The organism is Megalodesulfovibrio paquesii, assembly GCF_054653055.1.
Window position 1 is genome coordinate 495,654 of sequence record NZ_BAAIGQ010000005.1, and the last position, 21,630, is coordinate 517,283.

The 21,630-nt window shown below is 61.2% G+C and carries 21 protein-coding genes; 4 read left to right on the plus strand and 17 right to left on the minus strand.

The features are described from left to right. The first annotated feature begins 149 nt into the window (after positions 1 to 149). On the plus strand, positions 150 to 1,607 hold the full coding sequence (locus ACYQ00_RS08765; RefSeq protein WP_460031760.1) for a chromosomal replication initiator protein DnaA: 1,458 nt from the start codon (positions 150 to 152) through the stop codon (positions 1,605 to 1,607). An 85-nt stretch (positions 1,608 to 1,692) separates the two neighbouring features. Here ACYQ00_RS08765 and ACYQ00_RS08770 read toward each other — a convergent pair whose 3' ends face one another. The 4 genes from ACYQ00_RS08770 to ACYQ00_RS08785 all read right to left on the minus strand — a co-directional run bounded on the left by ACYQ00_RS08770 (position 1,693) and on the right by ACYQ00_RS08785 (position 7,265). Continuing rightward, the gene (locus tag ACYQ00_RS08770) at positions 1,693 to 2,502 is read right to left on the minus strand and encodes a UPF0280 family protein (RefSeq protein WP_460031761.1); all 810 of its coding nucleotides are present in this window, start codon (positions 2,500 to 2,502) and stop codon (positions 1,693 to 1,695) included. 11 nt (positions 2,503 to 2,513) lie between these two features. Next, a complete protein-coding gene (locus tag ACYQ00_RS08775) occupies positions 2,514 to 3,671 on the minus strand; it encodes a hypothetical protein (RefSeq protein ID WP_460031762.1) in 1,158 nt (385 codons plus the stop codon). 94 nt (positions 3,672 to 3,765) lie between these two features. Continuing rightward, positions 3,766 to 5,892, minus strand: coding sequence for a two-component system sensor histidine kinase NtrB (locus ACYQ00_RS08780; protein WP_460031763.1), 2,127 nt, complete (start codon positions 5,890 to 5,892; stop codon positions 3,766 to 3,768). 188 nt (positions 5,893 to 6,080) lie between these two features. Then, entirely contained in the window at positions 6,081 to 7,265 is a 1,185-nt protein-coding gene (locus ACYQ00_RS08785; RefSeq protein ID WP_460031764.1) for a trans-sulfuration enzyme family protein, read from the minus strand. Between the two features lie 239 nt (positions 7,266 to 7,504). On the opposite strand from ACYQ00_RS08785, the gene ACYQ00_RS08790 reads away from it, so the two are divergent. Next, a complete protein-coding gene (locus tag ACYQ00_RS08790) occupies positions 7,505 to 8,815 on the plus strand; it encodes an O-acetylhomoserine aminocarboxypropyltransferase/cysteine synthase family protein (RefSeq protein WP_460031765.1) in 1,311 nt (436 codons plus the stop codon). Positions 8,816 to 8,854: 39 nt separating this feature from the next. Continuing rightward, positions 8,855 to 10,105: an HDOD domain-containing protein gene (locus ACYQ00_RS08795; protein WP_460031766.1), complete on the plus strand. Its 1,251-nt coding sequence runs from the start codon at positions 8,855 to 8,857 to the stop codon at positions 10,103 to 10,105. A gap of 242 nt (positions 10,106 to 10,347) precedes the next feature. Here ACYQ00_RS08795 and ACYQ00_RS08800 read toward each other — a convergent pair whose 3' ends face one another. The 13 genes from ACYQ00_RS08800 to ACYQ00_RS08860 form a co-directional block, all read right to left on the minus strand. Further along, complete coding sequence (locus ACYQ00_RS08800; RefSeq protein ID WP_460031767.1) at positions 10,348 to 10,551, minus strand: cold shock domain-containing protein; 204 nt, start codon at positions 10,549 to 10,551, stop codon at positions 10,348 to 10,350. Positions 10,552 to 11,127: 576 nt separating this feature from the next. Continuing rightward, positions 11,128 to 11,622, minus strand: a complete 495-nt coding sequence (locus ACYQ00_RS08805) for a Crp/Fnr family transcriptional regulator (RefSeq protein ID WP_460031768.1) — start codon at positions 11,620 to 11,622, stop codon at positions 11,128 to 11,130. A gap of 147 nt (positions 11,623 to 11,769) precedes the next feature. Then, a complete protein-coding gene (locus ACYQ00_RS08810) occupies positions 11,770 to 13,563 on the minus strand; it encodes a Na(+)/H(+) antiporter subunit D (protein ID WP_460031769.1) in 1,794 nt (597 codons plus the stop codon). A 1-nt stretch (position 13,564) separates the two neighbouring features. Further along, the gene (locus ACYQ00_RS08815; protein ID WP_460031770.1) at positions 13,565 to 13,810 is read right to left on the minus strand and encodes a hypothetical protein; all 246 of its coding nucleotides are present in this window, start codon (positions 13,808 to 13,810) and stop codon (positions 13,565 to 13,567) included. A 90-nt stretch (positions 13,811 to 13,900) separates the two neighbouring features. Further along, positions 13,901 to 15,415 (minus strand): monovalent cation/H+ antiporter subunit D family protein, encoded by a 1,515-nt coding sequence (locus ACYQ00_RS08820; protein ID WP_460031771.1) that lies wholly within the window; start codon positions 15,413 to 15,415, stop codon positions 13,901 to 13,903. A 39-nt stretch (positions 15,416 to 15,454) separates the two neighbouring features. Further along, positions 15,455 to 16,981, minus strand: coding sequence for a proton-conducting transporter transmembrane domain-containing protein (locus ACYQ00_RS08825; RefSeq protein ID WP_460031772.1), 1,527 nt, complete (start codon positions 16,979 to 16,981; stop codon positions 15,455 to 15,457). Then, a complete protein-coding gene (locus tag ACYQ00_RS08830) occupies positions 16,978 to 17,367 on the minus strand; it encodes a cation:proton antiporter subunit C (protein WP_460032501.1) in 390 nt (129 codons plus the stop codon). The genes ACYQ00_RS08825 and ACYQ00_RS08830 overlap by 4 nt, the downstream gene beginning before the upstream one ends. A gap of 18 nt (positions 17,368 to 17,385) precedes the next feature. Beyond that, entirely contained in the window at positions 17,386 to 18,213 is an 828-nt protein-coding gene (mbhE, locus tag ACYQ00_RS08835; RefSeq protein WP_460031773.1) for a hydrogen gas-evolving membrane-bound hydrogenase subunit E, read from the minus strand. Continuing rightward, positions 18,210 to 18,455: a Na(+)/H(+) antiporter subunit B gene (locus tag ACYQ00_RS08840; protein WP_460031774.1), complete on the minus strand. Its 246-nt coding sequence runs from the start codon at positions 18,453 to 18,455 to the stop codon at positions 18,210 to 18,212. Before ACYQ00_RS08840 ends, mbhE begins: the two co-directional genes overlap by 4 nt. Beyond that, positions 18,455 to 18,823, minus strand: a complete 369-nt coding sequence (gene mnhG / locus ACYQ00_RS08845) for a monovalent cation/H(+) antiporter subunit G (protein WP_460031775.1) — start codon at positions 18,821 to 18,823, stop codon at positions 18,455 to 18,457. Before mnhG ends, ACYQ00_RS08840 begins: the two co-directional genes overlap by 1 nt. A gap of 34 nt (positions 18,824 to 18,857) precedes the next feature. Next, positions 18,858 to 19,160 (minus strand): MrpF/PhaF family protein, encoded by a 303-nt coding sequence (locus tag ACYQ00_RS08850; RefSeq protein WP_460031776.1) that lies wholly within the window; start codon positions 19,158 to 19,160, stop codon positions 18,858 to 18,860. A 2-nt stretch (positions 19,161 to 19,162) separates the two neighbouring features. Next, positions 19,163 to 19,720 carry a Na+/H+ antiporter subunit E gene (locus ACYQ00_RS08855; RefSeq protein ID WP_460031777.1) on the minus strand — a complete coding sequence of 186 codons (558 nt, stop codon included), beginning with the start codon at positions 19,718 to 19,720 and terminating at the stop codon, positions 19,163 to 19,165. Between the two features lie 313 nt (positions 19,721 to 20,033). Continuing rightward, a complete protein-coding gene (locus ACYQ00_RS08860) occupies positions 20,034 to 20,912 on the minus strand; it encodes a universal stress protein (RefSeq protein WP_460031778.1) in 879 nt (292 codons plus the stop codon). A gap of 91 nt (positions 20,913 to 21,003) precedes the next feature. Here ACYQ00_RS08860 and ACYQ00_RS08865 point away from each other — a divergent pair, with 91 nt between their 5' ends. Further along, complete coding sequence (locus ACYQ00_RS08865; RefSeq protein WP_460031779.1) at positions 21,004 to 21,612, plus strand: TrmH family RNA methyltransferase; 609 nt, start codon at positions 21,004 to 21,006, stop codon at positions 21,610 to 21,612. Positions 21,613 to 21,630 lie beyond the last annotated feature (18 nt).

The following is a 21,630-nucleotide window of genomic DNA, read 5'->3' on the forward strand; positions in this document are numbered from 1 at the left end:
GGCGGTTGCAAAGGCTTTTGCTGGATGACCTTGGAATTTCAGATGGTTAACTGAAGTGTTCCCTATGGAAAGCAACCCGATGTAACTTCCTTCTCCAGAGTTAATTCGCCCCTTGCTCGAACCACCTCAGCCTTGTAGACCTCTACCCCATGAACACGCATTGGGACCAGATTCGTCAAATCCTGCAGAAAACGGTTAATCCTGGCCTGTTCCAGGTCTGGATTGCTCCCCTCACGGCCGTTCCCGGCGGCCAAACCTTGCGCCTGAAAGCGCCGAATGAGTTTGTTGCCGTCTGGGTTCGTGACCGCTTGCTTGATCAGATCAGGCAGGCGGCAGTAGCAGCACTTGGCACCCCGGTGGACGTGGTGGTGATGGCCGAGCCTGTCATCGAAGTTGGCGATACCTTGCCAGCTGCCACGGCCTGCTCCGGGGGCAGCGCGCTGCCGTCTGCTGCCGTCCGGCCTGCGCCGTTGCCTCGCGCGGCGGTCCCTTCGTGTTCTCCCGCCACCGGTTCGCGGCAGCTCGGACTGCCTCTGCAGTCCCCCATGGACACCATGGGCGCAATTCGACCCCGCCCCTGCTGGCAATTTTCCTTCGACGACTTCGTCGTCGGCCCCAGCAACCAGCTGGCCTATGCCGCGGCCCGCGCCTTGTGCGACAAGACCCTGGAATCAGAACAGGTGTTCTTGTCTTCCACCCCTGGTCTGGGCAAGACGCATCTGCTGCAGGCCGTGGGGAGGACCGTCTGCTCCTATTCCAATCGCCAGCAGGTGCGGGTTGAATACCTGACGGCCGAGGAATTCGGCCGGCTGTGGGTGCAATCGCTCCGCAGCAATGAGGTGGAGCGTTTCAAGGCCCGGTTCCGGGATGGGGTGGACATTCTGCTCCTGGAGGATGTCCACTTTTTCCAGGGCAAGGAAAAGATGCAGGATGAGCTGCTTTCGACCATGAAGGCCCTGCACAACCGCGGCGCCAAGGTCATCATGACCTCGTCCTTCCTGCCGCGGGAGCTCAAGGATGTGGATACCACGCTGGCATCGCGATTCTGTTCTGGATTCCTGGCGGTTATCGAAAAGCCAGGCTTTGAGACCCGCAAGCGGATCCTGGAGCAGAAGGCCAAAAGCTTCCACGTGGCCCTGCCGGACAACGTGACGGAACTGCTGGCCGAGCGCATCAATGCCGACATCCGCCAGCTGGAAGCCTGTCTGCAGAACCTCATCCTCAAGGCTCGGCTGCTCAACCACAAGATCACTCTGGAACTGGCCTGCGAAGTCCTCAGCCACTACGAGCCGGACATTCCGCAGTTCTCCATGGACCGGATCATCGACTTCGTCTGCGATGCGTTTGAGCTTTCGCCCAAGGAGCTGCGTTCCAAAAGCCGGCAGCGTCAGATCGTGCAGGCCCGCAATGCTGCGTATTTTCTGGCTCGCAAATACACCGAGCTCTCGTTGCAGGACATTGGCGACCGCTTCAACCGCAAGCATTCGACCGTGATCAAGGGCATCACCAACATCGAGCGCGAGATGTCCCTGGAAACGCCGGTAGGCCGTCAGCTGGCCCGCACGGTGGAACTGGCCAAAGCCTATTGCCGCACCGGCGAGCGCTAACTGGCCGTGGATGTTCTCCACAGTTTATAAACATAGTCTAGAGATAGTCTAACACCCTGATAGTCAAGGCTTTTTAAGTCCGGTCTCAGCAGCCCGTCAGCTCCACTTTTCCCCAGGCCCCGATCCGTCCCTGGCACACGGCCAGCACGCCCTCCACCCGCATGGGAGGCGGCAGTTCCGCCAGCGTTTGCGCGTGCCGGAGGACGGCGGGGATATCCTGGCCGGAGCGCAGGCGGTTGGCCAGGGCTGTGGCTGCGGCGTCGGCCATGGCTGCCGAGGGGCTGCGCACGGCCACCAGCTCGGCCCTCCCGAAAGACAGGGAGTGCCCGATGGTGGCCGAGGAACTGCAGATGGAGCAGGGCAGATCGTCCGGAGCCAGGGCAAGGCCCAGTCCGGCCTTTTTTTCGTCCCGCTGGCCCTGATGTGTCTGGCTGGTCAGCCTGGATGGATCCGGCAGCACGGCCACCACCCGCGGCGTGTCGGCCAGTAAAAACAAGTCCCCGCCATTTTCCACCAGGGCTGTGCGGCAGCCGGCCGCGGCCAGGGCGCGGGCCACGTGTTCGGCCACCACGCCGGCCACGGCGGCCATGGGGCCCACCCCGCACAGGGTGGCCGCCTCGCACATGGCCTGGATGAGCGCAGGAGCCCCCTCAGCCGCACGCAAGGGGGTCAGGGCGGGCTGGAAGGCGGGGTCCAGGTCGATGGCTGTCTGGATCATGGAACGGGCCGCACGCAGGCTCTGGGAGGCCAGGGCGGCCAGATCCACGTCGGGCAGCGCCGAAGCGACGATATGCAGGTCGCTCTGGGCCTGGACCAGCTGAAAGGCGACCTCTCCGGCCTGCGAGCCGGTCAGCCGGCGGTAGCCGCGATGCGGATCCTGATGGGCCGGAGGCATGCCGGGGCCACCTAAAACACGATGATCACCCGGCCGCGAGGCAGGGGCGAGTAGGGGCGCGAGGTCAGACCCCGCAGTTGGCTGGCAGCCTCGGGGGTCAGCAGGAGGGCGTCTGTCCGGCCGGGGAGCAGCCCCTGGGCCTTGACCACCAGGGGGCGGTCGCCGGCGGCCTTGCTGCTCATGGCCGGGAACAGGTCGCGATAATAGCGGACAATGCCCTCGCTGGAGATGACCTCGGGTGTCAGCAGATTGGCGGGGTAGAGTTCGCCGGCGTCGTCATGCAGGGAGGGCGCCAGGGAGGGCTCGAAGCCGGCCCCGCGGGCGTCCACGACAATGCCCGTGGGCAGATCCTCGGGGATGGGTTCCGGAGCCGGCGGCGCGGCCGGCACGACGATCCGGGGTACCTGGACGGACGGCGGCTCGGTGGCGGACTGCGCAGGGGCGGCGCTGTCCTCACGCCGGACCAGCCCGCGAACCTCGGGGGCGAGGAAGGGCGTGTCGCCATCGGTGTCATTCCGGGTCAGGCCCTCGCTGGCAGGGGGCGCGGACTGATTGCCTGCGAGCGTGGCGCCGGGTGGCAGCTGGATGGGCGCATGCACGGCGCCGGGGATTCGGCTGTCCGGGGTGGCGGCGGGCGGCGCGGGCGGAAGGAGCACCTCCAGGCCGATGAGCCGCAGCTCCACGCTGACGCGGGCCTGGGCGCTGCCGTCGGGCATGTCTTCCACGGCTTCGATGATGGAACGCGGCAGCAGGCCTTCCACCTGGCTGCGCACGATATCCTGGGTGGCGGTTTTTTCCGCCAGACGGGTCTGGCCCTGCAGGCGCACGCCTTCGAGCACTTCCAGGAGATTGCGGCGGGCATCGAGCACGGCGGCGCGGCGGGCGAACTGCCGGCGGCGCTCAGGCTCGGCGATGCGCGCCGGGGCAAATCCCTGGCCTGAGGCCACGGCCTTCTTTTGGATCCAGTCCACATGTCCCATGGGGCCGATGCGCTCCAGCCCGCCTGCGTCAATGCTTGCCCCTGCGCCAGGAACCGTCCCTGCGCCAGGAACCGTCCTTGCGCCAGGAACCATCCCTGCGTCTGGCCGCGCAGCAAGGCCCTGCCGGGCCAGGAACGGGGCGAGCAGGGTCAGGGCCAGCAGGCCGGTCAGGAGGAAAAATCGACGCACAGGGCTCATGCGCAAGGAGTATGCAGCAATCGAGCCAGAAACGAAAGGGGCAGGCCGTGGATTTGGCCCGCCCCTTTCCCGAATACGCATCGGTTCAGGACAGTCCCGGCGGGGCGCAGCAGACGGCGTTGCGGCCGCGTTGCTTGGCCAGGAACAAGGCCTTGCCGGCTTCGGCCAGGATGTCGGCATAGGCCAAGGGCAGGTCGGGCAGGCTGGCGGCCACGCCCAGGCTGGCGGTGAGGACGTCGTCGGGCGTCTGTTCATTGCAAACAATGCCCAGGGCCAGGACGGCCTTGCGCAGGTTCTCGGCCAGGTGCACGGCCTCGTCCAGCCCGGTTCCCGGGAGGATGACGGCCAGCTCGTGGAAGCCGTGGCGGATGACCATGGCTGTGGGCGTGCGGGCCAGGACCCTGTCCATGGCCGCTGCCACGCTGTCCTGCACGCTGTCGGCCCAGGCCTGGCCTCGGGTACGCAGGCAGGGCTCGAAGCGGTCCAGATCCAGCAGCAACAGGGAGACAACCATGCCGTGGGCATGCCCGCTGCGCAGGGCCCGGGTGAGCAGGTCCTCGAACAGTCCGGCGGCCAGGACCGGGACCGCGGGCTCAAAGCAGTACCGGACGGGGTCCTGTTCCATGCCGTTGAGGCCGTTGCCATGATCGGTCGATTCCTGGCCGGCGGCCTGGACGGCGCGCGTGAGTGGATCCGGCCTTTCGCCCTGCCCATTCCCGCCACGAGGCAGGCTGATGGTGACGACGACTTCTTCTCCGCCAGGGTGTTGTCCGGACTCGGCATTGCGTTCCAGAGCCACCTGCATGGTGCCCTGCATGGCCGTGATCAGGCGATGGCTGGTGGGCAGGCCGTCGTTGAAGCCGCCTTCGTCAAAGGGGAGCATGACCATGTCCGGATTGACGGGCCGCTCGGGGTGCATGGGGTGGCGGCATTCCAGCCGCACGCTGCCGGACACGGCAACGGTGCGCAGCCGGAATTCCCCCCCGGGCGGGGTGGCCTGCAGGGCATTGCGCAGAATGTCCACCACCACTTGTTCCAGCACCTGGGGGTCCCCCAGGGCGGGCGGCAGATGCTCATCCAGATCCATGGCGCACCAGACCCGGCGGGCGTCGATTTCCGGGGCCACGCGGTGCCGGGCGTCGGCCAGGATGACGTTCAGGGAAACGTCCACGGGCCGCAGGGGCACGGGTTTGAGGTAGTCCCGAATCCGATTGAGCAGACTTTCCAGCCGCTTGGATTCGCGCAGGATGATGCCCACCTCCGGCGTGTCCGGCGTCTTCTTGTCCAGACGACGGGCAAAACCGGCGATGGACATGAGCGGGTTGCGCACCTCGTGGGCCACCTCGGCGCTGATGGCGCCCAGGGTTTTGAGCCGGGCGCTCTGGACCAGGGCCTGCTCCAGGTGGATGCGGTCCGTCAGGTCCACGAAGATGCCGTCCAGGCGGCGGATCTGGCCGGCATCGGTGTCGCACTCCAGATACGGGATGGTGCGGATGATGCCGTGGATGATTGAGCCACGCTGATGCAACAGCCTGCACTCGATAGACCCCGGCTGGCCGGTGGCAAAGCTGCGGGCCAGGAGCTGGGTCACGGCGTCGCGGTCCTGGGGGTGGACGCGCTCCAGCATCCAGCGCGGCACGGCCATGGCCTCCTCGGGGGTGAAGCCGAGCATCTCCTCCACGGTTTTATTGATGAAGCACAGCTCCATCTCGGCATTGAGGGCGTAGATGAGCAGGGGGATATTCTGGATGAGCGCGGCGTGTTGCAGTTCGGCCCGGCGCACGCGCTGTTTCAGGTCCCAGCGGTCCCGGACTCGGGCGATGATCAGCTTCAGGTCTGCCGGAGTAAATGGCTTTTGCAGAAAGTCATAAGCCCCCAGGCGCACGGCGCGGACCACCGTGTCAAAGGGGGCGCCGGCAGCCATGACGATGCAGTCGCCCACCTGGCCGGTCTGCTTGAGGGTGGCGGCAAGATCCAGCCCCAGGGCATCGGGCGGGCGGACATCGATGAAGGCAAGGTTGAATCGGCGGCCCTCAATCTCGTGGGGCACGTCGTGGTGCTGACGCAGGGCCAGGGTCTCGAACCCGGCCTGTTTCAGGGCGTGGCAGATGGTGGCCGAGACGTTCGGATCGTCATCGACGACCAGGGCGGTGAACAACGGGGGGAGCTCGCAACCACGAGCCGAGGATGGAGAAGACATGGGCAGGGACATCAGCAAACGCCGTGGAAAGACATCATGGATGCCCCTCCATACCCTCAAGCTGCTCCGATGGCAATTGGGCGGAATGCAAAAGAATTGTATGTGCAATGCCAGGGCATTGGATTTCCCGGCAGCGTCGGGGGCGCATCAGGCCGGGGAGACGGAAGCTGAAGCCGGCTCCCCGGCGCGGCATAAGGATGTTAGATTCCCAGGGCTTGGTCCAGGTCGGCCATGATGTCTTCCGCATCCTCGATGCCCACGGAGATTCTGACAAGCGTGTCCGCAATGCCGGCGGCCTTGCGCGCCTCCGCGGTCATCTTCACGTGGGAGGTTTCTGCCGGCAGGGTGGCCAGGGATTCCACGCCCCCCAGGCTGATGCCAGGGGTAATAACCTTGAGCCGGGTCAGCATGGTCCGCACCTCGGCCGGGGTCAGTCGGGGCTCGAAGGAAAGCATGGCCCCGAAGCCGCGCATCTGGCGGGAGGCAATGTCATGGCCTGGGTGGGTGGGCAGGCCGGGGTGGTTCACCCGCTCCACACGAGGATGCTGGTCCAGAAACTCGGCCACGGCCATGCCATTGGCATTGTGCCGCTCCATGCGCAGGGCCAGGGTTTTCAGGCTGCGCTCCAGCAGGGCGCAGTCCTGCATGCCCAGGGTGCAGCCCACGCCCACAACCCAGTTGAACATGGCGTCGAACCGCTCGCCAGAGCCGACCACCACGCCGCAGGAGAGGTCGGAATGCCCGCCCAGGTATTTGGTGCCGCTGTGCACCACCACGTCAAAACCCAGGGAAAGGGGCGTCTGGTTGATGGGCGAGGCAAAGGTGTTGTCGATGACGCTCGTTGCCCCGCAGGCCTTGGCCACGGCGGCCACGGCGGCGAGGTCCACAATCCTGAGCAGGGGATTGCTCGGAGATTCCAGATAGATGACCTTGGTCCGGCTGGTGCAGGCCGCGGCAATGGCCTCAGGATCGCTGGAACGGACCAGGGTGTAGTCCACGCCATGGCGGGGCAGTTCGTTCACGGTAAGCCAGTGGGTACAGCCGTAGAGATCTGCCTGCAGCACCACGTGGTCCCCGACTTTGGTCAGCCCCAGCAGCGGCGCGCTCACGGCGGCCATGCCTGTGGAAAGGGCCATGGCCCGGACGTTGCGGGCAGGATCCGGCTCCAGGCCCACGCTCTCCAGGGCGGCCATCTTGTCTGCCACGGCCTGCTGCACAGGAATGTTCATGTACCGCGGGTAGCACACCGAGGGGGAGAGGTCATTGGGATGCAGGAAGGAAGAGGAGGCGTGAATGGGCGTGTTCACCGCGCCCACGCGCAGGTCGCGCTGGGTGCCGGCGTGGACGCATCGGGTGTTCAACCCGGCGGAAGACAGGCTGCTCATGATCAGAATCCTTGCGACGGCCACATGTTCAATGAAGTGATGCAGTGTAACGGGCAGGGGTGACAGAAGGACAAGGCCGGGGCCGTCTCCGAAGGACCTCTACCGCCATTCCCGGCGGGGATCAACTTGAAGTGGTTGCCTTTTTTCGACGCAGTCTCTATGAATGAATGATGGCGCGCTTGTAGCCGTTACTCGGCCTGTTGCGCGACCGGGGTATCGCCTATACAGGAGGAGATTGTATGGCTGGCAAGACATCCTGGAACCTTGAGACTCTGGCCCTGCATGCCGGGCACACTCCGGATTCCGACACCGGCTCCCGGGCCGTGCCCATTTATCAAACCACCAGCTACATGTTCCGGGATGCCCAGCACGCTGCGGATCTGTTTTCCCTCAAGGAAAACGGCTACATCTATACCCGCATCATGAACCCCACCACCGATGTGCTGGAACGCCGCCTGGCCGCCCTGCACAACGGTGCGGCGGCGCTGTGCACGGCCTCTGGCATGTCGGCCATTTTTTACGCCGTGCTGGCCATTACCGAAGCCGGCCAAAATATCGTTTCCGGCTCCAACCTGTACGGCGGCACAAATACGCTGTTCAAATACACCCTCAAGCGAATGGGTATCGAGTGCCGGTTCGTGGACTCCTCGGACCCCGAGAATTTTGCCAGGGCCATCGACGAAAACACCCGACTGCTCTACACCGAAAGCATCGGCAACCCGCGGTGCAATGTGGATGATCTGCAAGCCATCGGCCGCATTGCCGAGGCCCACAGGATTCCCTTCATTCTGGACAACACCGTGGCCCCTCCACCCATCTGCAATCCCTTCGACTTTGGTGCGCACCTGGCCGTCTACTCGCTGACCAAGATCATCGGCGGGCACGGCACCAGCATTGGCGGGGCCATTGTGGAGGCCGGCACCTTCGACTGGGGCGCGTCGGGCAAGTATCCCGAAATCACCCAGCCGGATCCCACCTATCACGGGCTGAATTTCTGGGACGCCCTGTGCCAGCTGGAAGGTACGCCCTGCACAGCCTTTTGCCTGAAGGTGCGTACGGGCCTTTTGCGCGATATTGGTGCGGCCCTGGCGCCCATGAACAGCTTCCTTATTTTGCAGGGGTTGGAAACCTTGCCCCTGCGCGCCCGCGTGCATTGTGAAAATGCGCAGCGCGTGGCGGAATTTCTGGAAACTCATCCCGCGGTGAGCTGGGTCAATTACGCCGGGCTGCCCAGCCATCGCGACCACGCCAGAGCCGCGCGGCTGTTTCCGCTGGGACCCAGCGCGGTCTTCGGCTTCGGGGTCAAGGGCGGGCTGGCCGCGGGGCGGAAATTCATCGAGTCGGTCCAGCTCTGTTCGCACCTGGCCAATATCCTGGACGCCAAAACCCTGGTGGTCCACCCGGCCAGCACCACGCATTCCCAGCTTACCTCCGCGGAGCTGGCAGCCGCTGGCGTTCCTGAGGATTTGATCCGCATTTCCGTGGGCCTGGAGCACGCTGACGACATCCTGGCAGATTTGGACCAGGCCCTTCGCGCCTCCCAGCAGTAACGTGCCCTGACGAGACCCAAGACCGACGAGGAAGGCCACATGGGCGTCATCAACGCGCAGGACATCAGGCCAGGCATGGTCCTGGAAAAGGACCTCATTCTCCCCAATGGCCGGCGGATCCTTTCCGAAGGCGCCGTCATCGAGGACAAACATCTTCGCATTTTCAGGGCCTGGGGCGTGACCGAGGCCGCCGTGAGCAACATCAGCCGGGAAGAGGCGCTGGCGCAATCCATGAACGGGCTGGAGCCCCTGGCCCTGCAATACGCGGAACGCATGTGCGAACTGTACTTTCCTTCGCGCGCGGAAGAAGATGCGGTCTTTTCGGAAATCAAACGGCTCACGAAACTGGCTCTCGCCCGCCGGCTTATGCAGGGCAAGGAACCACCGCGGCCCGGGGTCATCTGCACGGATGACGGCCCGGCCGAGCTTGTGCCTGGAGAAACCAACCCCAAGCAAGTGGCCGATGGGCAGGTGGAGTTGGCTTCGTTTCCGGAAATCTGTCAGCTGATCCAGGAAGTGATCCAGGATCCGCGCGCCTCCAGCACCAAACTGGCAGAAATCATCAGCCGGGACACCAGCCTCTGCGCAAACCTGCTCCGGCTGGTCAACAGCCCCCTGTACGGCTTTCCCACCAAGGTGGACTCCATCCCCCGCGCCGTCACCCTCATTGGCACCCGGGAACTCTGCACGCTCACCTATGGCGTTGTGGCCGTCCGATTTTTCAAGGGAGTGCCGTCGGCGTATCTGGACATGCTGCGCTTCTGGAAGCATGCCGCAGCCTGTGGTGTGTTCTGCCGTATCCTGACCAATTTCGTGGGCGGGCTGGACGAGGAGCGCGCGTTCGTGGCCGGACTGCTGCACGACCTGGGCCGCCTCATCCTGATCAGCAAATACCCAAAGGCCTCGGCCAAGGCTTTGGCTCTGGCCCAGGAGCAGAACATTTCCCTGCATGAAACCGAGCTGGAAGTGTTTGGCTTCCATCACGCCCGCGTGGGCAGCCACCTGCTCAAAGCCTGGCACTTTCCGGATGCCCTGCGGGATATGGTCAGCTTTCATCATGAGCCGCTCAAGGCGCATCAGGTGCAGGAGGCGGCTTTGCTGCACCTGGCCGATGTCCTCAGCGTGGCCATGGATCTGGTACGCGGCGTGTCCCCCCGGCCCATCCCCCAGCTGGAACCCGGAGTCTGGGAAGCGGTGGGCCTGCCTCTGTCGGCCCTGGAAGCAGCGTTCACGCAGTTTGAGCGACAGTTCAAGGAAGTCGTCAATGTACTGTTGAGCAACGACAGCTGAGGCCTTGCCGTGGCCTGCCCGCCGCTACGGGAGCGTTATGGAAGGGCAGGGGATGGCGCTTCGGAGGTCGAGAGATCTCCAGGTGTGCATGCGCGGCGCCCTTCTCGCGGGGGGGGCAGAGGGAGAGCAGGGCACCAACTTGCGGACAAAACAGAACCGGGCTTCAGCGAGTCGCGGTACGCTGAAGCCCGGTTGGCAGCTGTCGATTCGAGTCAACAGCCAATCATCATAAGATACCTTAGCTAGACACGGACGACATTGGCCGCACGAACGCCTTTTTCGCCCTGTTCGATATCGAACGTCACCCGCTCACCTTCGTGCAGGGTTTTGAACCCATTGCCCTGGATGGCGGAAAAATGCACGAAAACGTCATCGCCTTCTTCGCGCTGAATGAAACCAAACCCCTTCTTTTCATTGAACCACTTCACCACGCCTTGGAAACTCATACCAACTTCCTCCATCAGTTGAACACAATCGCCCAGTCACATCATAAGAAGGCCGGCGGGCGCCCGGCACGTTCTGCTAGCTAGTAAGCGATACATGCTGCGCGTTTTGCAGGCGCACATCCATGGCATCGCTGGTTCCCCCCCTGACCAGTTTCCGGCGTGTCAACGACGACGTTGGCGGGTGCGAGGGGCGCTTGTGAAAAAACAGAACAAGCGCTCGTTCCGTCTGCTCTTCAGGCAGCGATTACTTCCTTCCCGCAAAAATGGCAAGAAAATTTCACGCAGCCGAAAAAAAAACTGTCAGCGATGGCAGTTGGCTAGCGCATATTTGTCAAAACGGCGTCAAGAAAAAATTCGGTCCCCAAGTGAGAGGAAAGCACTGCTAGTGATTTAATTCACAAGTGTTGAAACGAATTATCAGGGGTTTTCCTCGAACTCTCGGCATGTTTTGGAAATCAATGCTTCGTGAGGCGACGCATTGTTTGTGAAAACAACCGCTAGAATTCGCCCCTTTTCACCAAAAAAAAGCCGGTGCGTGATGACGCACCGGCTTCACGGAAGCTGCGTGCCGCAGCATTATTCGTCGCGTACTATGGCAGCGCGGAGGTCAGGATGCAGCGACAGCAGCTGCAGCAGTTGATCCGTCCGGGTGAACAGCCTGTCCACCAGGCTTCCGCACATGGCCTTGTACAGATGAAAGCCGAACTCGTGGTCGCTTTCCATCAGCTGCCGCATGGACGCACTTTCAATGGCAATGCACTCCGTGTCACCCTGGCTGGTGGTATCGCTTCGGTAGGTCGCATCCGGCAACAGCGCGGCCCAGCCAAAACAGGAGCCCGGCGAAATGACAGAAACGGTGGCAGAGATATCTCGCCCGATGGCCTGCTCAGAAAGCACTTCTCCCCGCTGGCAGATGAAAAAATGATGCGCTGGTTCGCCAAGCGAGCAGATCCGTTCGCCATCGCCATAACGCCGGTATTCGGAGATGGGAATCAGTCGGGAGAGCATCTCGACGCCAACGTTGCGAAGCATCGGAATCTGGAACAAATCAACTGTGATGGGGCTTGCCATGCCTGTCTCCTGGAAGAAAGTCTGGCAGCATGGGAGGCGCAATGCCGCACATGCTTTCCGTAGAGAATCTTCTTTTGCTGTCAATCATAACGGATATTCGGCAGCGCAGTGCCACCGTCACTGTCAGTCACTGGTCTGCAACTACGATCAAACCAGCAGCGCCAGCACCACGACGCACAGAAACGCAACCGTAGCAAAGGCGGTCAAGCCGATGGGCACGGCGCCAACTTCGAGTGCAGGGCGGATGGCGTCGCGCGCTTTGTTGCGTTCAGCCTCGGGCAGAAACACCAGCGAAGGGATGGCGACGATCCGGGCAAGTCGCCACACCAGTTGATCATGCACCCTGGCCACGGCCACAACGATGCCGTCCGTAAATCCTGCTTCACATGCAGTATTCAGCCGGTTCCAAAAGGCATCCATTGCCGTATAGAAGATCGCGGCCGCGCGGCGGTACAGCAGATCCACGTCAAGATTCAGACCATCCACATTGGCTGGCAGCAAGCCCTTGGCAACCAGCACCCAGAAGGCAAGGCCGGTGCACAGCAGGACCTGAAACTGCGAGACCAGATGCCCGGCTGAATACAGATGATATTCCATGGCGTTGGGCAGCATGGCATACAGATCCCCAGGGAAAAGTCCCACAGCCAGGCTTACTGATGCGGTCAGCAGCATGCCGAGGCGCATTCCCCAGGGAACTTCCTCCACCGTGAAGCCCTGGTAGCTGGTAGGCGCTTTTCCTGGCCCAAAAGCCACCCACACCACCCGCAACCCGGCAAGAAACACGCAGGCGGAAGCAAACTGCAACACAAGCCACACGCCAGCCAGATGGGCTTCCGCCGTGGCGCTGATGATCAGAGACTTTCCGGCAAAGCCGCAGAAGAAGGGCACAGAGATGGATGCCACGCCTAGGCAGGCGCAGGCGAAGGTCCACGGCATCTGCCGGGCCAGGCCCCCCATGGCGCTCAACCGGGTGGCATTGCAAGTGCCTGTCTTGGCAAGCACCGCCCCCATGCTCATGAACAGCAGTCCCTTGTACAGGATGTGCACAAAGGCGTGCGCTGCCACGCCGTTAAGGGCCAATTCACTGCCAATGCCGATGCCAATCATCATGAACCCGACTTGGTTGATCAGGCACCAGGAAAGCGCGCGGCGCAGATCATTTTCAATCATGGCGTACAGCAAGGGGAAGATGGCCATGACGACGCCAATCCAGATCAGCGATTCCTCGCCGGCAAAGGCGCGCGCCAGGGCGTACACTGCTCCCTTGGTGGTGAATGCGGTGAGAAACACCGAACCGGTCGGGCTGGCGCTGGGATAGGCATCCGGCAACCATGCATGCAGCAGCGGCCAAGCGGCATTCACCCCAAACCCCAGGAAAATCAGCAGTCCGCCGGGCGAGTTCAGCCCGATGTGGCCGAAGGCAAGGGATTCGGCGCTGTGCACGTGGAGAACAATGCCGGCCAACAGCAACAGCCCGCCCACAGCGTGCACCATGAAATACCGGAACCCAGCCCCACGCGCCACGGCGTCCCCGCGGGACCAGATGATCACTGCCGCGCAGACGGTCAGGCTTTCCCAGAACAGAAAGAAAGAAAGCATATCGCCGGCAAAGACGACTCCTTGGGCGGCTGCGGCATACAGTAGTGCGAACACGCGCTCTGTGCTGCTTGTCGATCCCCAGGCAAAGATGACGCCAAGAATGGCAGCAAGATGAAAGATTATCCCAAACACAAGAGCCAGGGAGTCAATTCTGGCCAGAACAATTTCCTGCCCAAGAAAAGGAACGCTGAAGTGCGAACCCATGGGCAGCAGCAGCAAGTTGACCAGTGACAGCACGGCAAACGCGACGGCAAGCGCGGACTTCACGGGCCGGGCAGTAAACAGCGGCAGCGTAAGTGCGCCCAGCAGCAACAGCATAAAGGGCGGAAGCAAGAAGGGCATGTCAGTTCCCGTCCTTGTCGTAATAGTCAGCAGGACGTTTTACCAGCGGTCGCAGCACAAATCCCGCCACCACACACAGGAGGATGCAGACAACAAAGGCGTACACTCCAAAGAAACCGGGATACGCTTCCCAGGGGAAGTGGGCGTGCATATCCACACCCAACCCAGCCAACACAGAGAGGATGGCCAGACTCAGCAAGACAAGGAAGGGCTTGCCGAAAGCGTTCGGCGAAGGTGCGTTGCTCATGCCAGCTCCTGAAAGACAAAGCGTCCAGCCGGGGGAACCGGCCTTGTGGCGACCGCTCGCCAATGTGCTGCAAGATGACCACTCATGCCACTACATCCCAGTAATCTGCGCCGCCGCCATCTGGGCCAGTTGCAAAAATGGTTGCGGGTAGATCAGCAGCAACACGCTCACGACAGCGGTGATTGTCGGCGGCGTCACACAAAAGCCTTGGTAAGGCAGGAATTCATCATGAAAGTGGATGGGGGCGGTCGGTTCCTTGAAAAACGCGCGATAAATGATGGGCAAGAAATACGCGGCATTCAGCAACGAGCTGCCAAGGAGGACAACCATAAAGCTGATCTGATCCGTGTCCAGCGCACCTTGCAGGATGTACCACTTGCTGATGAAGCCACCGCAAGGGGGCAGGCCGATAATGGACAGTGCACCCAGGAAAAAGGCGCCCATGGTCACCGGCATGGCCCGGCCCAGGCCATCCATCTCACTGATTTTCGATTTGCCGGTCGCCACGAAGATGGCTCCAGCGCACATGAAGAGTGTGATTTTGCCAAAGGCGTGCAGCGCAATGTGCATCAGGCCGCCCGTGAGGGATTTGGGAGACAACAAGGCCGCACCTAGCAGGATGTAGGACAATTGCCCGATTGTCGAAAAGGCCAGCCGTCGCTTGAGGCCATCCTGCGACAAGGCGATCAGCGATGCGGCGATAATGGTCACCGAGGCAATGATGGCCACGAGGTTGCCGAGATCAAAGGCCGAAAGAATGTCCACGCCGAACACATGCGTGATGACGCGAAACACCGAGAATGCGCCGACCTTGACCACAGCCACCGCATGCAGCAGGGCAGAAACCGGAGTGGGCGCGACCATGGCTGCAGGAAGCCAGCTGTGCAGCGGCATCACCCCTGCCTTGGCAAACCCGAACACAAAGGCGAGCAGCAACACGGTGGTCATGCCCGCAGTCAGCGCCACGCCGGTGCCACCTGCCTGTGCAGCCATGTGGCCCGGGCGCAGCACGGCATCGGAAAGAATGCCTGTCGGGGTAAACTCCAGGGTGCCGGAGATGCCAAAGATGGCCACCATGGCCGGCAAGGCCAGCGCAATGGAGCCGCCAACAATGTAGCCCAGGTATTTGCGACCAGAGCGCCGGGCTTCGGCATCCTGATGGTGCGTGACCAATGGCCAGGTGGCAAACGACAGCAACTCATAGAACAAGTACAGCGTGAACAGGTTGGCCGCAAAGGCTACCCCAATGGTGGCACAGAGGGCCATGGCAAAACAGCAGTAATAACGTGTTTGCGCATGTTCGTTTTCTGTGCGCATGTAGCCGATGGAGTAGCAGCTGGTCAGAATCCAAAGCGAGGAAGAGACCAGCGCAAAGAGCATCCCCATGGCATCCACCTTGAATGCCAGGGAAAGGCCGGGCGCAAAGGAGGCCACATGGCAAAAAGGCTCCTGGCCGGCCAGCACTGCAGGGAGCAGGGACAGGACCAGAAGGAATTTGAGGAGAGCCGCGCCGAAGGTCCAGGCCTCGCGGATATTCGGCGTGCGTGCGGTGGCGATGCCGGCGATGGCCAAAAGGCTGACCAGGACCGCGGCCAAAGGGATCATGGAGGGTACAAGCGCCGGAGCAGTCATGGATCTATCTTCCTAGAGCAGCGTCGGCGGCAGGGCCGAGTCGATGAGGTCCACAAGCCACGGAGTGGCGAATCCCAGGGCAATGCAAGAAGCCGCAGCCACTATGAGCATGGCAACCATGGAGAATGGAGCTTCCTGGAACGTAGGCGCTGCATGCGTTTCGCCGTGCCCGTGCCCCAGCTCATGTCCGTGGTCGCCATGGCCATGACCGGCCTTGAGCGGTTCAAAATATCCAATTTCAAAAATTCTGAAGAACAGCACCACGTTCACCAGACTGGAGAGTAACAAGGCAATGACATAGGCAGTCTGCCCTTGTTCAATTCCTGCGCGTAACAGGTACCATTTGCTGTAAAAACCGCAGGTTGGCGGCACGCCGATCATGGCCATAGCCCCCACAGCCATGGCACCCATGGTGACAGGCATTTTTCCGAAGGCACCTTTGAGCTCGGAGAGCTGTGTTCTGCCGAGCTGCTGTGTCAGACAGGCCGCAGCAAGGAAGACCGTGACGGTCATCAGGGCATCGCCTACCAAATGCAGGGCGGCGCCCGTAAAGCCCAACCGTGTCCCAAGCCATGCCCCGCCGACCATGTAGCCGACTTCGGAGAGGATGATGCACGTGAGCATTCGTTTGAAATCCTTGGCCGCCAGCGCCATGATCGCGCCGACGATGATGGCGGCGGTGCCGCACCAGACCAGGATTTCAGGCAATGCGGGAAGGCTGTACGCCAAATCAGGGGTAAAGACAGTGAGGATCATTCGCAGCACCACATACACCATGACCTTGGTCGTCATGGGGCCGAGCAGGCTTGATGCTGCGGAGGAGGCGTGTGTGTAGGCATTGGGCAGCCAGGCATGCACCGGAAAGCAGGCCATTTTGATGAGCATGCCCAGGACAATGAGGGCGATGGCTGCAAGCACCGTGGGTTCATGGGCGATGGGCTGGATGCGCTGCGCGATATCCAGCATGTCCAGGCTGCCGGTTTTGATATACAGAAAGCCGACCCCGAGGAGGTAGAAAGAGGCCCCGATGGTGCCGATAAGCAGATAATTGAGCACGGAATGATAGGCCCGCGGCCGGCCCACCGCGAGCAGGGCATAACCGGACAGGGCAGTGATCTCAAGCAGCACGTACAAGTTGAATGCATCCGCTGTGATGCTCATCCCCAGGTGGCCGCAGAGCGCCAGCTGGGCCAGTGCGTAAAACGCGGGCTCTTTGCCGAAAAGCTCGCGCTCCACCGAGGGTTTGGTGCCTGCGATCACGAAAAACGCCACAATGCTCATCACTGTCAGGACGGCGGCATTCAGGCCGTCAACCCTGTAGGTGATGCCAATGGGCGCGGACCAGCCGGCAAGTTTGTACAGGATGGGGCCTTGCTCGAGAACATGAACCAGCAGGAACAGGCTCATACAGGAACAGACTACCGTGGTGAACAAGGCGAAATAGAACGATCGCTTGCCGCCCAGCCACCCGTGCAGGGTGGTGATGAAGGCCATCAGGAGCGGCACGGTGACCAAAAGGGCCGGGAAGTGTGGGCTCATTTCCGCAACTGTTCCAGGATTTCAGGTTCTTCCAGGGTCTCGTGCTCGCGATAAATCTTCTGCACCAGGGCCAACGCAACACCAAGGGTGGCAACGGAAACGACGATGGCAGTCAGCATCAATACGTGGGGCAGCGGATTCAGGTAATCCGCTGCATTCACATGCAGTTCACCACCATGTGCGCCGTGAGCGTCGATGATTGGCAATGTTGCACCGGCTTTTACGGCGATGGAGATGTAAAAGAGCATGATGGCGGTCTGGAAGATGTTCATTCCCAGAATCTTCTTGGGCAAGTTCCGTTTGCCAATCATGGCCCACAAGCCGATGCACATCAAAATGATGAAGCCGGCATAATTGTATTTCGTGGAGAGGATGTCCAAGAGCATGTCTAACACGACGTCCTCCTACAACCCTTCGTCGCAGCGGCCGGCGCTGGACAGGAAGTTGTACAACAGGATCATGGTGGCCATGACGGTGAAGCCGACCCCCACTTCGACCACAAAGATACCGAACGAACGCGAGGCAATGGCATCGAGGCCGTACAACGGAGCCAGCGAACTGTAATCCAGGAAGTTTCCACCATACATCACGGCGAGCGCGCCTGTGCCAGCGTAAATCAATACCCCGAGGGCAACATACACGAACATGCGGCGCTCGGTATATCGGTCACAGGCAGACTGCAGATCATGGGAAATGGCCAGCAGAATCCAGGCTGCCCCAAGCACCACGCCGCCTTGGAAGCCGCCGCCGGGGCTGTGGTGCCCGTGGACGATGATATAGAGCCCGAAGATTTGCAGGAAAGGAATCATCAAACGGCATACTTTGGCCGTGATGAAGTCGTACCGCTGGCTGACGGACTCCACACGCTTGAAGCTGGAGCCGATGGGCATGTTGATGGGCCGCTTGGTGCGGATCAAAATACCCGTTTCAAGATGACGGTACAGGCGCTGGCCGGAAATTTCGCAGCCAAGTACCCGCAGGATGAAGTAGCAGGCCATGGCAGCCGTGAACACCACAGCGGTTTCGAACATGGTGTCGTAGCCCCGGTAGTCAGCAAGCAGGGCGGAAACGATGTTCGGAACGCTGGTGTCCGGAATGGCGTTCTCGATGTAGTACGGCGATACATGCAACGAAGCCGGGGAGTTGGGGTCGCCCCAGTCCGGAAAGTTCGTTGCCACGAACAGCATGGTCGCGCCAAGCAGCAGGCAACTGATCCAGGCGAGCGCTTTCAATCCGTTGTCCTCCTGGAAGTGCGGAAGATGGCCGCAATGAACAACACCGTGGAAACGCCGGCACCAACTGTGGCTTCAGTAAAGGCCACATCCACCGCGCCCATGATGGCCCACAACAAACACATCATGAAGCTGTATGCCCCGAAGAAGAGAGCGGCAGAGAGGTTATCCTTGATGGATAGAGCAGCGATGGCGCAGATGATCACCAGGGTGAGCACCAAATTATCAATCTGCCAAAACATCAGTGACCCTCCTGCGCCTTTTGCTCAGCATCCTTGGGCAAACGCTGGCGTTTTGTCCAGAAGGCGTGCCCGCTGGCGAGGCCCGCGTCCACGATGGCATGCGTGGCCGTGGGGCTGGCCAGGAAAACGAACACCATGATCAGCATGATTTTAAGCGCAGTCAGCACGGTGCCCAGGTTGAAATGCTGCAGTTCGAGTATGGCGCAACCAGTCAGCATCAACAGTGCGCCTAGGCTGTCCAGCTTGCCGGCAGCGTGCAGACGGGAGTAAAAGTCCGGGAAACGAATGATGCCTACGGTGCCACCAAGGTAAAACACCAGCCCGAGCAGCGTAAGGGCAACAAAGACGATGTCGATTGCAAGTTCCATGCAGGGCTCTCTTTGCAAAATGCCTGTGGCTCGACTACCGCTTGGGAGAAGAGAGGTAGCAGACTTCCCGGTTTTGCCCGCGCCGCTTATGAAAGTACTTGGCCGCTGCGATGACGGCGATGAAGTTCAACATGGCGTAGGCCAGGGAGATGTCCACAAACATCTCCGCACGTCCATACAAAAAGCCGATGAGCACAAGCAACACAGTGGTCTTGGAGCCGATGGCGTTTACGGAAAGGATGCGGTCCAACACTGTGGGCCCGGCAATGCCGCGGTATGTTGAGGCAATCATCAGCAGCACCAGGAACACGCCAGAATACAAAATAAACTGCTCCATGGCTACTGTTCTCCAAACAGCTTGGCGATGCGTGCCTGCATCTCGTTGGTTTCCGTTTTGAGCAACCCTTCTGCAATGGCTTCATCAATGGCGTGGACGGTAAAAATGCCGTCGTAGTCCACTTCCACAGTGATGGTGCCGGGGGTCAGGGTGATGGAATTGGCAAGGGTGACCATGGCCAGGCGGCTCCGCAGGGTGGTCTTGAAGGTGATCAAATGCGGATCAATGACCTTCTCCACATCTCTGGCAAAGCACATCTTCAGCACGTAAATGTTGGCTTTCCATATCTCTACGAAAAGATAAATAAAATAGGCTGGGAAGCCGAGCCAGATGCGCCAGGTTTCCTGCAGACGCACTGACGTGGGCGTGGAGAACAGCAGGTCGTGCGATCCCCAGGCGACGATGAGGCTGGAAATCACCCCCATGGTCAGGTGGAATGAGTCGAAAAAGCCTGAGAGAATACACCACGTGATCATCATCAGGATGAACGTCAGCACAAAGCCGGTCACGTTGCAGGCAGAGCCATTGGCGCTGTCTCCTCCGTGATGATGTTCATCCATGCGCTCCAACGCGCTCGATCCGGTAACGTGACTGGTGCCGGCTGCATGATGCGCCGACGACGTGGTGCCAATGGAAGATGCGTGATCTGTCACAGAGTCTGCCCCGTAGCATGGACCAGGGATAAGGGCGCATCAATAGAAAGGCATGATTGCGCACACCTGGTGTTCAGCGTCAAAAAAACACGCGTTATGGTAGCAGAAAGGTTGTCTTGGCCCGCCTTAATGGCTGGAAATTCTTGTAGCTTAAACACCGCAACATGACAAGAGGGTGACGCGGATTTTTGCCGCACTGGGCTTTCTGCAGCGCTCAGGGTCATTTGCTGATCCATAACGAAAAATCCTCAAACGATTTGAGGATGTTTTCGGAAACAGACGGGCCAGACTGCGCAGGTAGGGAATCCGATTTGGAAACAGCGCGGCGTCCCAGGGCCACAACGGCATATTTCCCCGCTCTGGCCTGTTGCAGGATGGCCTGCGCAGGGGAATCCCCCTGGGGCGCCAGTTCCTGGATGCGCGATTCGTGGACGCCGTTTTCGGAGAGTGCCTGCCTGGCCTCCCGGAAGAGGCCCTCCCTAGGACCTGCGGCATTGGCAACGTGAAACAGGTGAATCTCCTGTCCTGGCACCTCGGCACACATGAAGCCCACATGATCCGCCATGCGCAGGCTGGCGTCGGACCCGTCCAGGCACAGCAGCACATGCCTGGTGAACCCGGTTTCGGGGCGCCGGCAGATCCACACCGGAAAGTCAATGCGTTCCCACAGGATACGGCTGGTGACAGAATCGTCGAACAGCGTGTCGAACCAGGAGACGCAGCGCTTGCCAAGGACCACGGCGTCGTACTTGCCGGCATGCCCTTCCTGGATGATATCATGGACTATGCCAAAGCGGGAGAACACGGCCTTGGTGGCGATGTGTTCGGGAGGGCAGCCTTGGCGCATCAGCCATTCCTGCGTATGCTGCAGGGCGGCGCGGGCTTCGGGAGAACGCAATTCCTCCACCGGCGTTTCCAGGGGCTTGCCGGTTTCCAGGATGCTGGGAACAAAGCGATAGTCGGAATCCATGGGCCGGGCGGCCACGTAGAACAGCGTGATCCGCAAGCGGCACAGATCCTCAAAAAAATGGCGGATGAAGCGAACGTTTGAAGCCGCCTCGCGATCTGCCGAGACGGTCAGCAGCAGGTGACGTTCCATGCGCGCTCCGATTGGTTGGAGTAGCCAGAATCTGCGCAGCCCAGGGAAGAAGCTTGCACACAGCGCGACTATTGCGTACCACACCCTCGCCATGACGCCAAAACACAAACTCCCCGAGTGCATCACCCCGGAGCGTGCCGCCAAGGTCCGCCGCGTGGCCACAGCCCGGCAGCACGACCTGACCCTGGTTCTGGCCAACATCCATGACCCGCACAATGTCTCGGCCGTGTACCGCAGCTGCGACGCCTTTGGCGTGAGCAAGGTGCATCTGTATTATACGGATACGGCCTTTCCCGTGCTGGGTCGAAAAACCTCGGCCTCGGCCCGCAAATGGGTGGGCACAGAGCGGCACTCCGACCCCAAAGCCATGGTCGAAGGCTTTCGCGCCCAGGGCATGCAGGTGTTGTGCACGGCCTGTTCGGAAAAGGCAAGGCCGCTGACGGATTACGATTTCACCCGTCCCACGGCGGTCATCATGGGCAATGAGCACCGCGGCGCAGACCTGGAGCTCCAGGCCCTGGCCCCGGACGAGGTCTATATCCCCATGATGGGCATGGTTCAGAGCCTGAACGTGTCCGTGGCCGCGGCCATTCTGCTCTACGAGGCCTGGCGCCAGCGCATGGCCAAAGGCATGTACGAGACCAGCAGCCTGGGCGAGGAAGGCCTGGAGCAGCTGATCCGCGAGTGGAGCGCGCGGTAGGGCGGGTGCGGGCAACGC

Bases quoted from the DNA above. Each gene is read 5' to 3' on its own strand.
- mnhG (WP_460031775.1), bottom strand. From the start codon at position 18,823: ATGGAACTTGCAATCGACATCGTCTTTGTTGCCCTTACGCTGCTCGGG.
- ACYQ00_RS08790 (WP_460031765.1), top strand. From the start codon at position 7,505: ATGGCTGGCAAGACATCCTGGAACCTTGAGACTCTGGCCCTGCATGCC.
- ACYQ00_RS08860 (WP_460031778.1), bottom strand. From the start codon at position 20,912: ATGGAACGTCACCTGCTGCTGACCGTCTCGGCAGATCGCGAGGCGGCT.
- ACYQ00_RS08800 (WP_460031767.1), bottom strand. From the start codon at position 10,551: ATGAGTTTCCAAGGCGTGGTGAAGTGGTTCAATGAAAAGAAGGGGTTT.
- ACYQ00_RS08840 (WP_460031774.1), bottom strand. From the start codon at position 18,455: ATGTTTTGGCAGATTGATAATTTGGTGCTCACCCTGGTGATCATCTGC.
- ACYQ00_RS08810 (WP_460031769.1), bottom strand. From the start codon at position 13,563: ATGCCCTTCTTGCTTCCGCCCTTTATGCTGTTGCTGCTGGGCGCACTT.
- ACYQ00_RS08830 (WP_460032501.1), bottom strand. From the start codon at position 17,367: ATGCTCTTGGACATCCTCTCCACGAAATACAATTATGCCGGCTTCATC.
- ACYQ00_RS08795 (WP_460031766.1), top strand. From the start codon at position 8,855: ATGGGCGTCATCAACGCGCAGGACATCAGGCCAGGCATGGTCCTGGAA.
- ACYQ00_RS08865 (WP_460031779.1), top strand. From the start codon at position 21,004: ATGACGCCAAAACACAAACTCCCCGAGTGCATCACCCCGGAGCGTGCC.
- ACYQ00_RS08815 (WP_460031770.1), bottom strand. From the start codon at position 13,810: ATGAGCAACGCACCTTCGCCGAACGCTTTCGGCAAGCCCTTCCTTGTC.
- ACYQ00_RS08770 (WP_460031761.1), bottom strand. From the start codon at position 2,502: ATGCCTCCGGCCCATCAGGATCCGCATCGCGGCTACCGCCGGCTGACC.
- ACYQ00_RS08785 (WP_460031764.1), bottom strand. From the start codon at position 7,265: ATGAGCAGCCTGTCTTCCGCCGGGTTGAACACCCGATGCGTCCACGCC.
- ACYQ00_RS08825 (WP_460031772.1), bottom strand. From the start codon at position 16,981: ATGAGCCCACACTTCCCGGCCCTTTTGGTCACCGTGCCGCTCCTGATG.
- ACYQ00_RS08780 (WP_460031763.1), bottom strand. From the start codon at position 5,892: ATGTCCCTGCCCATGTCTTCTCCATCCTCGGCTCGTGGTTGCGAGCTC.
- ACYQ00_RS08765 (WP_460031760.1), top strand. From the start codon at position 150: ATGAACACGCATTGGGACCAGATTCGTCAAATCCTGCAGAAAACGGTT.
- ACYQ00_RS08805 (WP_460031768.1), bottom strand. From the start codon at position 11,622: ATGGCAAGCCCCATCACAGTTGATTTGTTCCAGATTCCGATGCTTCGC.
- ACYQ00_RS08850 (WP_460031776.1), bottom strand. From the start codon at position 19,160: ATGGAGCAGTTTATTTTGTATTCTGGCGTGTTCCTGGTGCTGCTGATG.
- ACYQ00_RS08820 (WP_460031771.1), bottom strand. From the start codon at position 15,415: ATGATCCCTTTGGCCGCGGTCCTGGTCAGCCTTTTGGCCATCGCCGGC.
- ACYQ00_RS08855 (WP_460031777.1), bottom strand. From the start codon at position 19,720: ATGGATGAACATCATCACGGAGGAGACAGCGCCAATGGCTCTGCCTGC.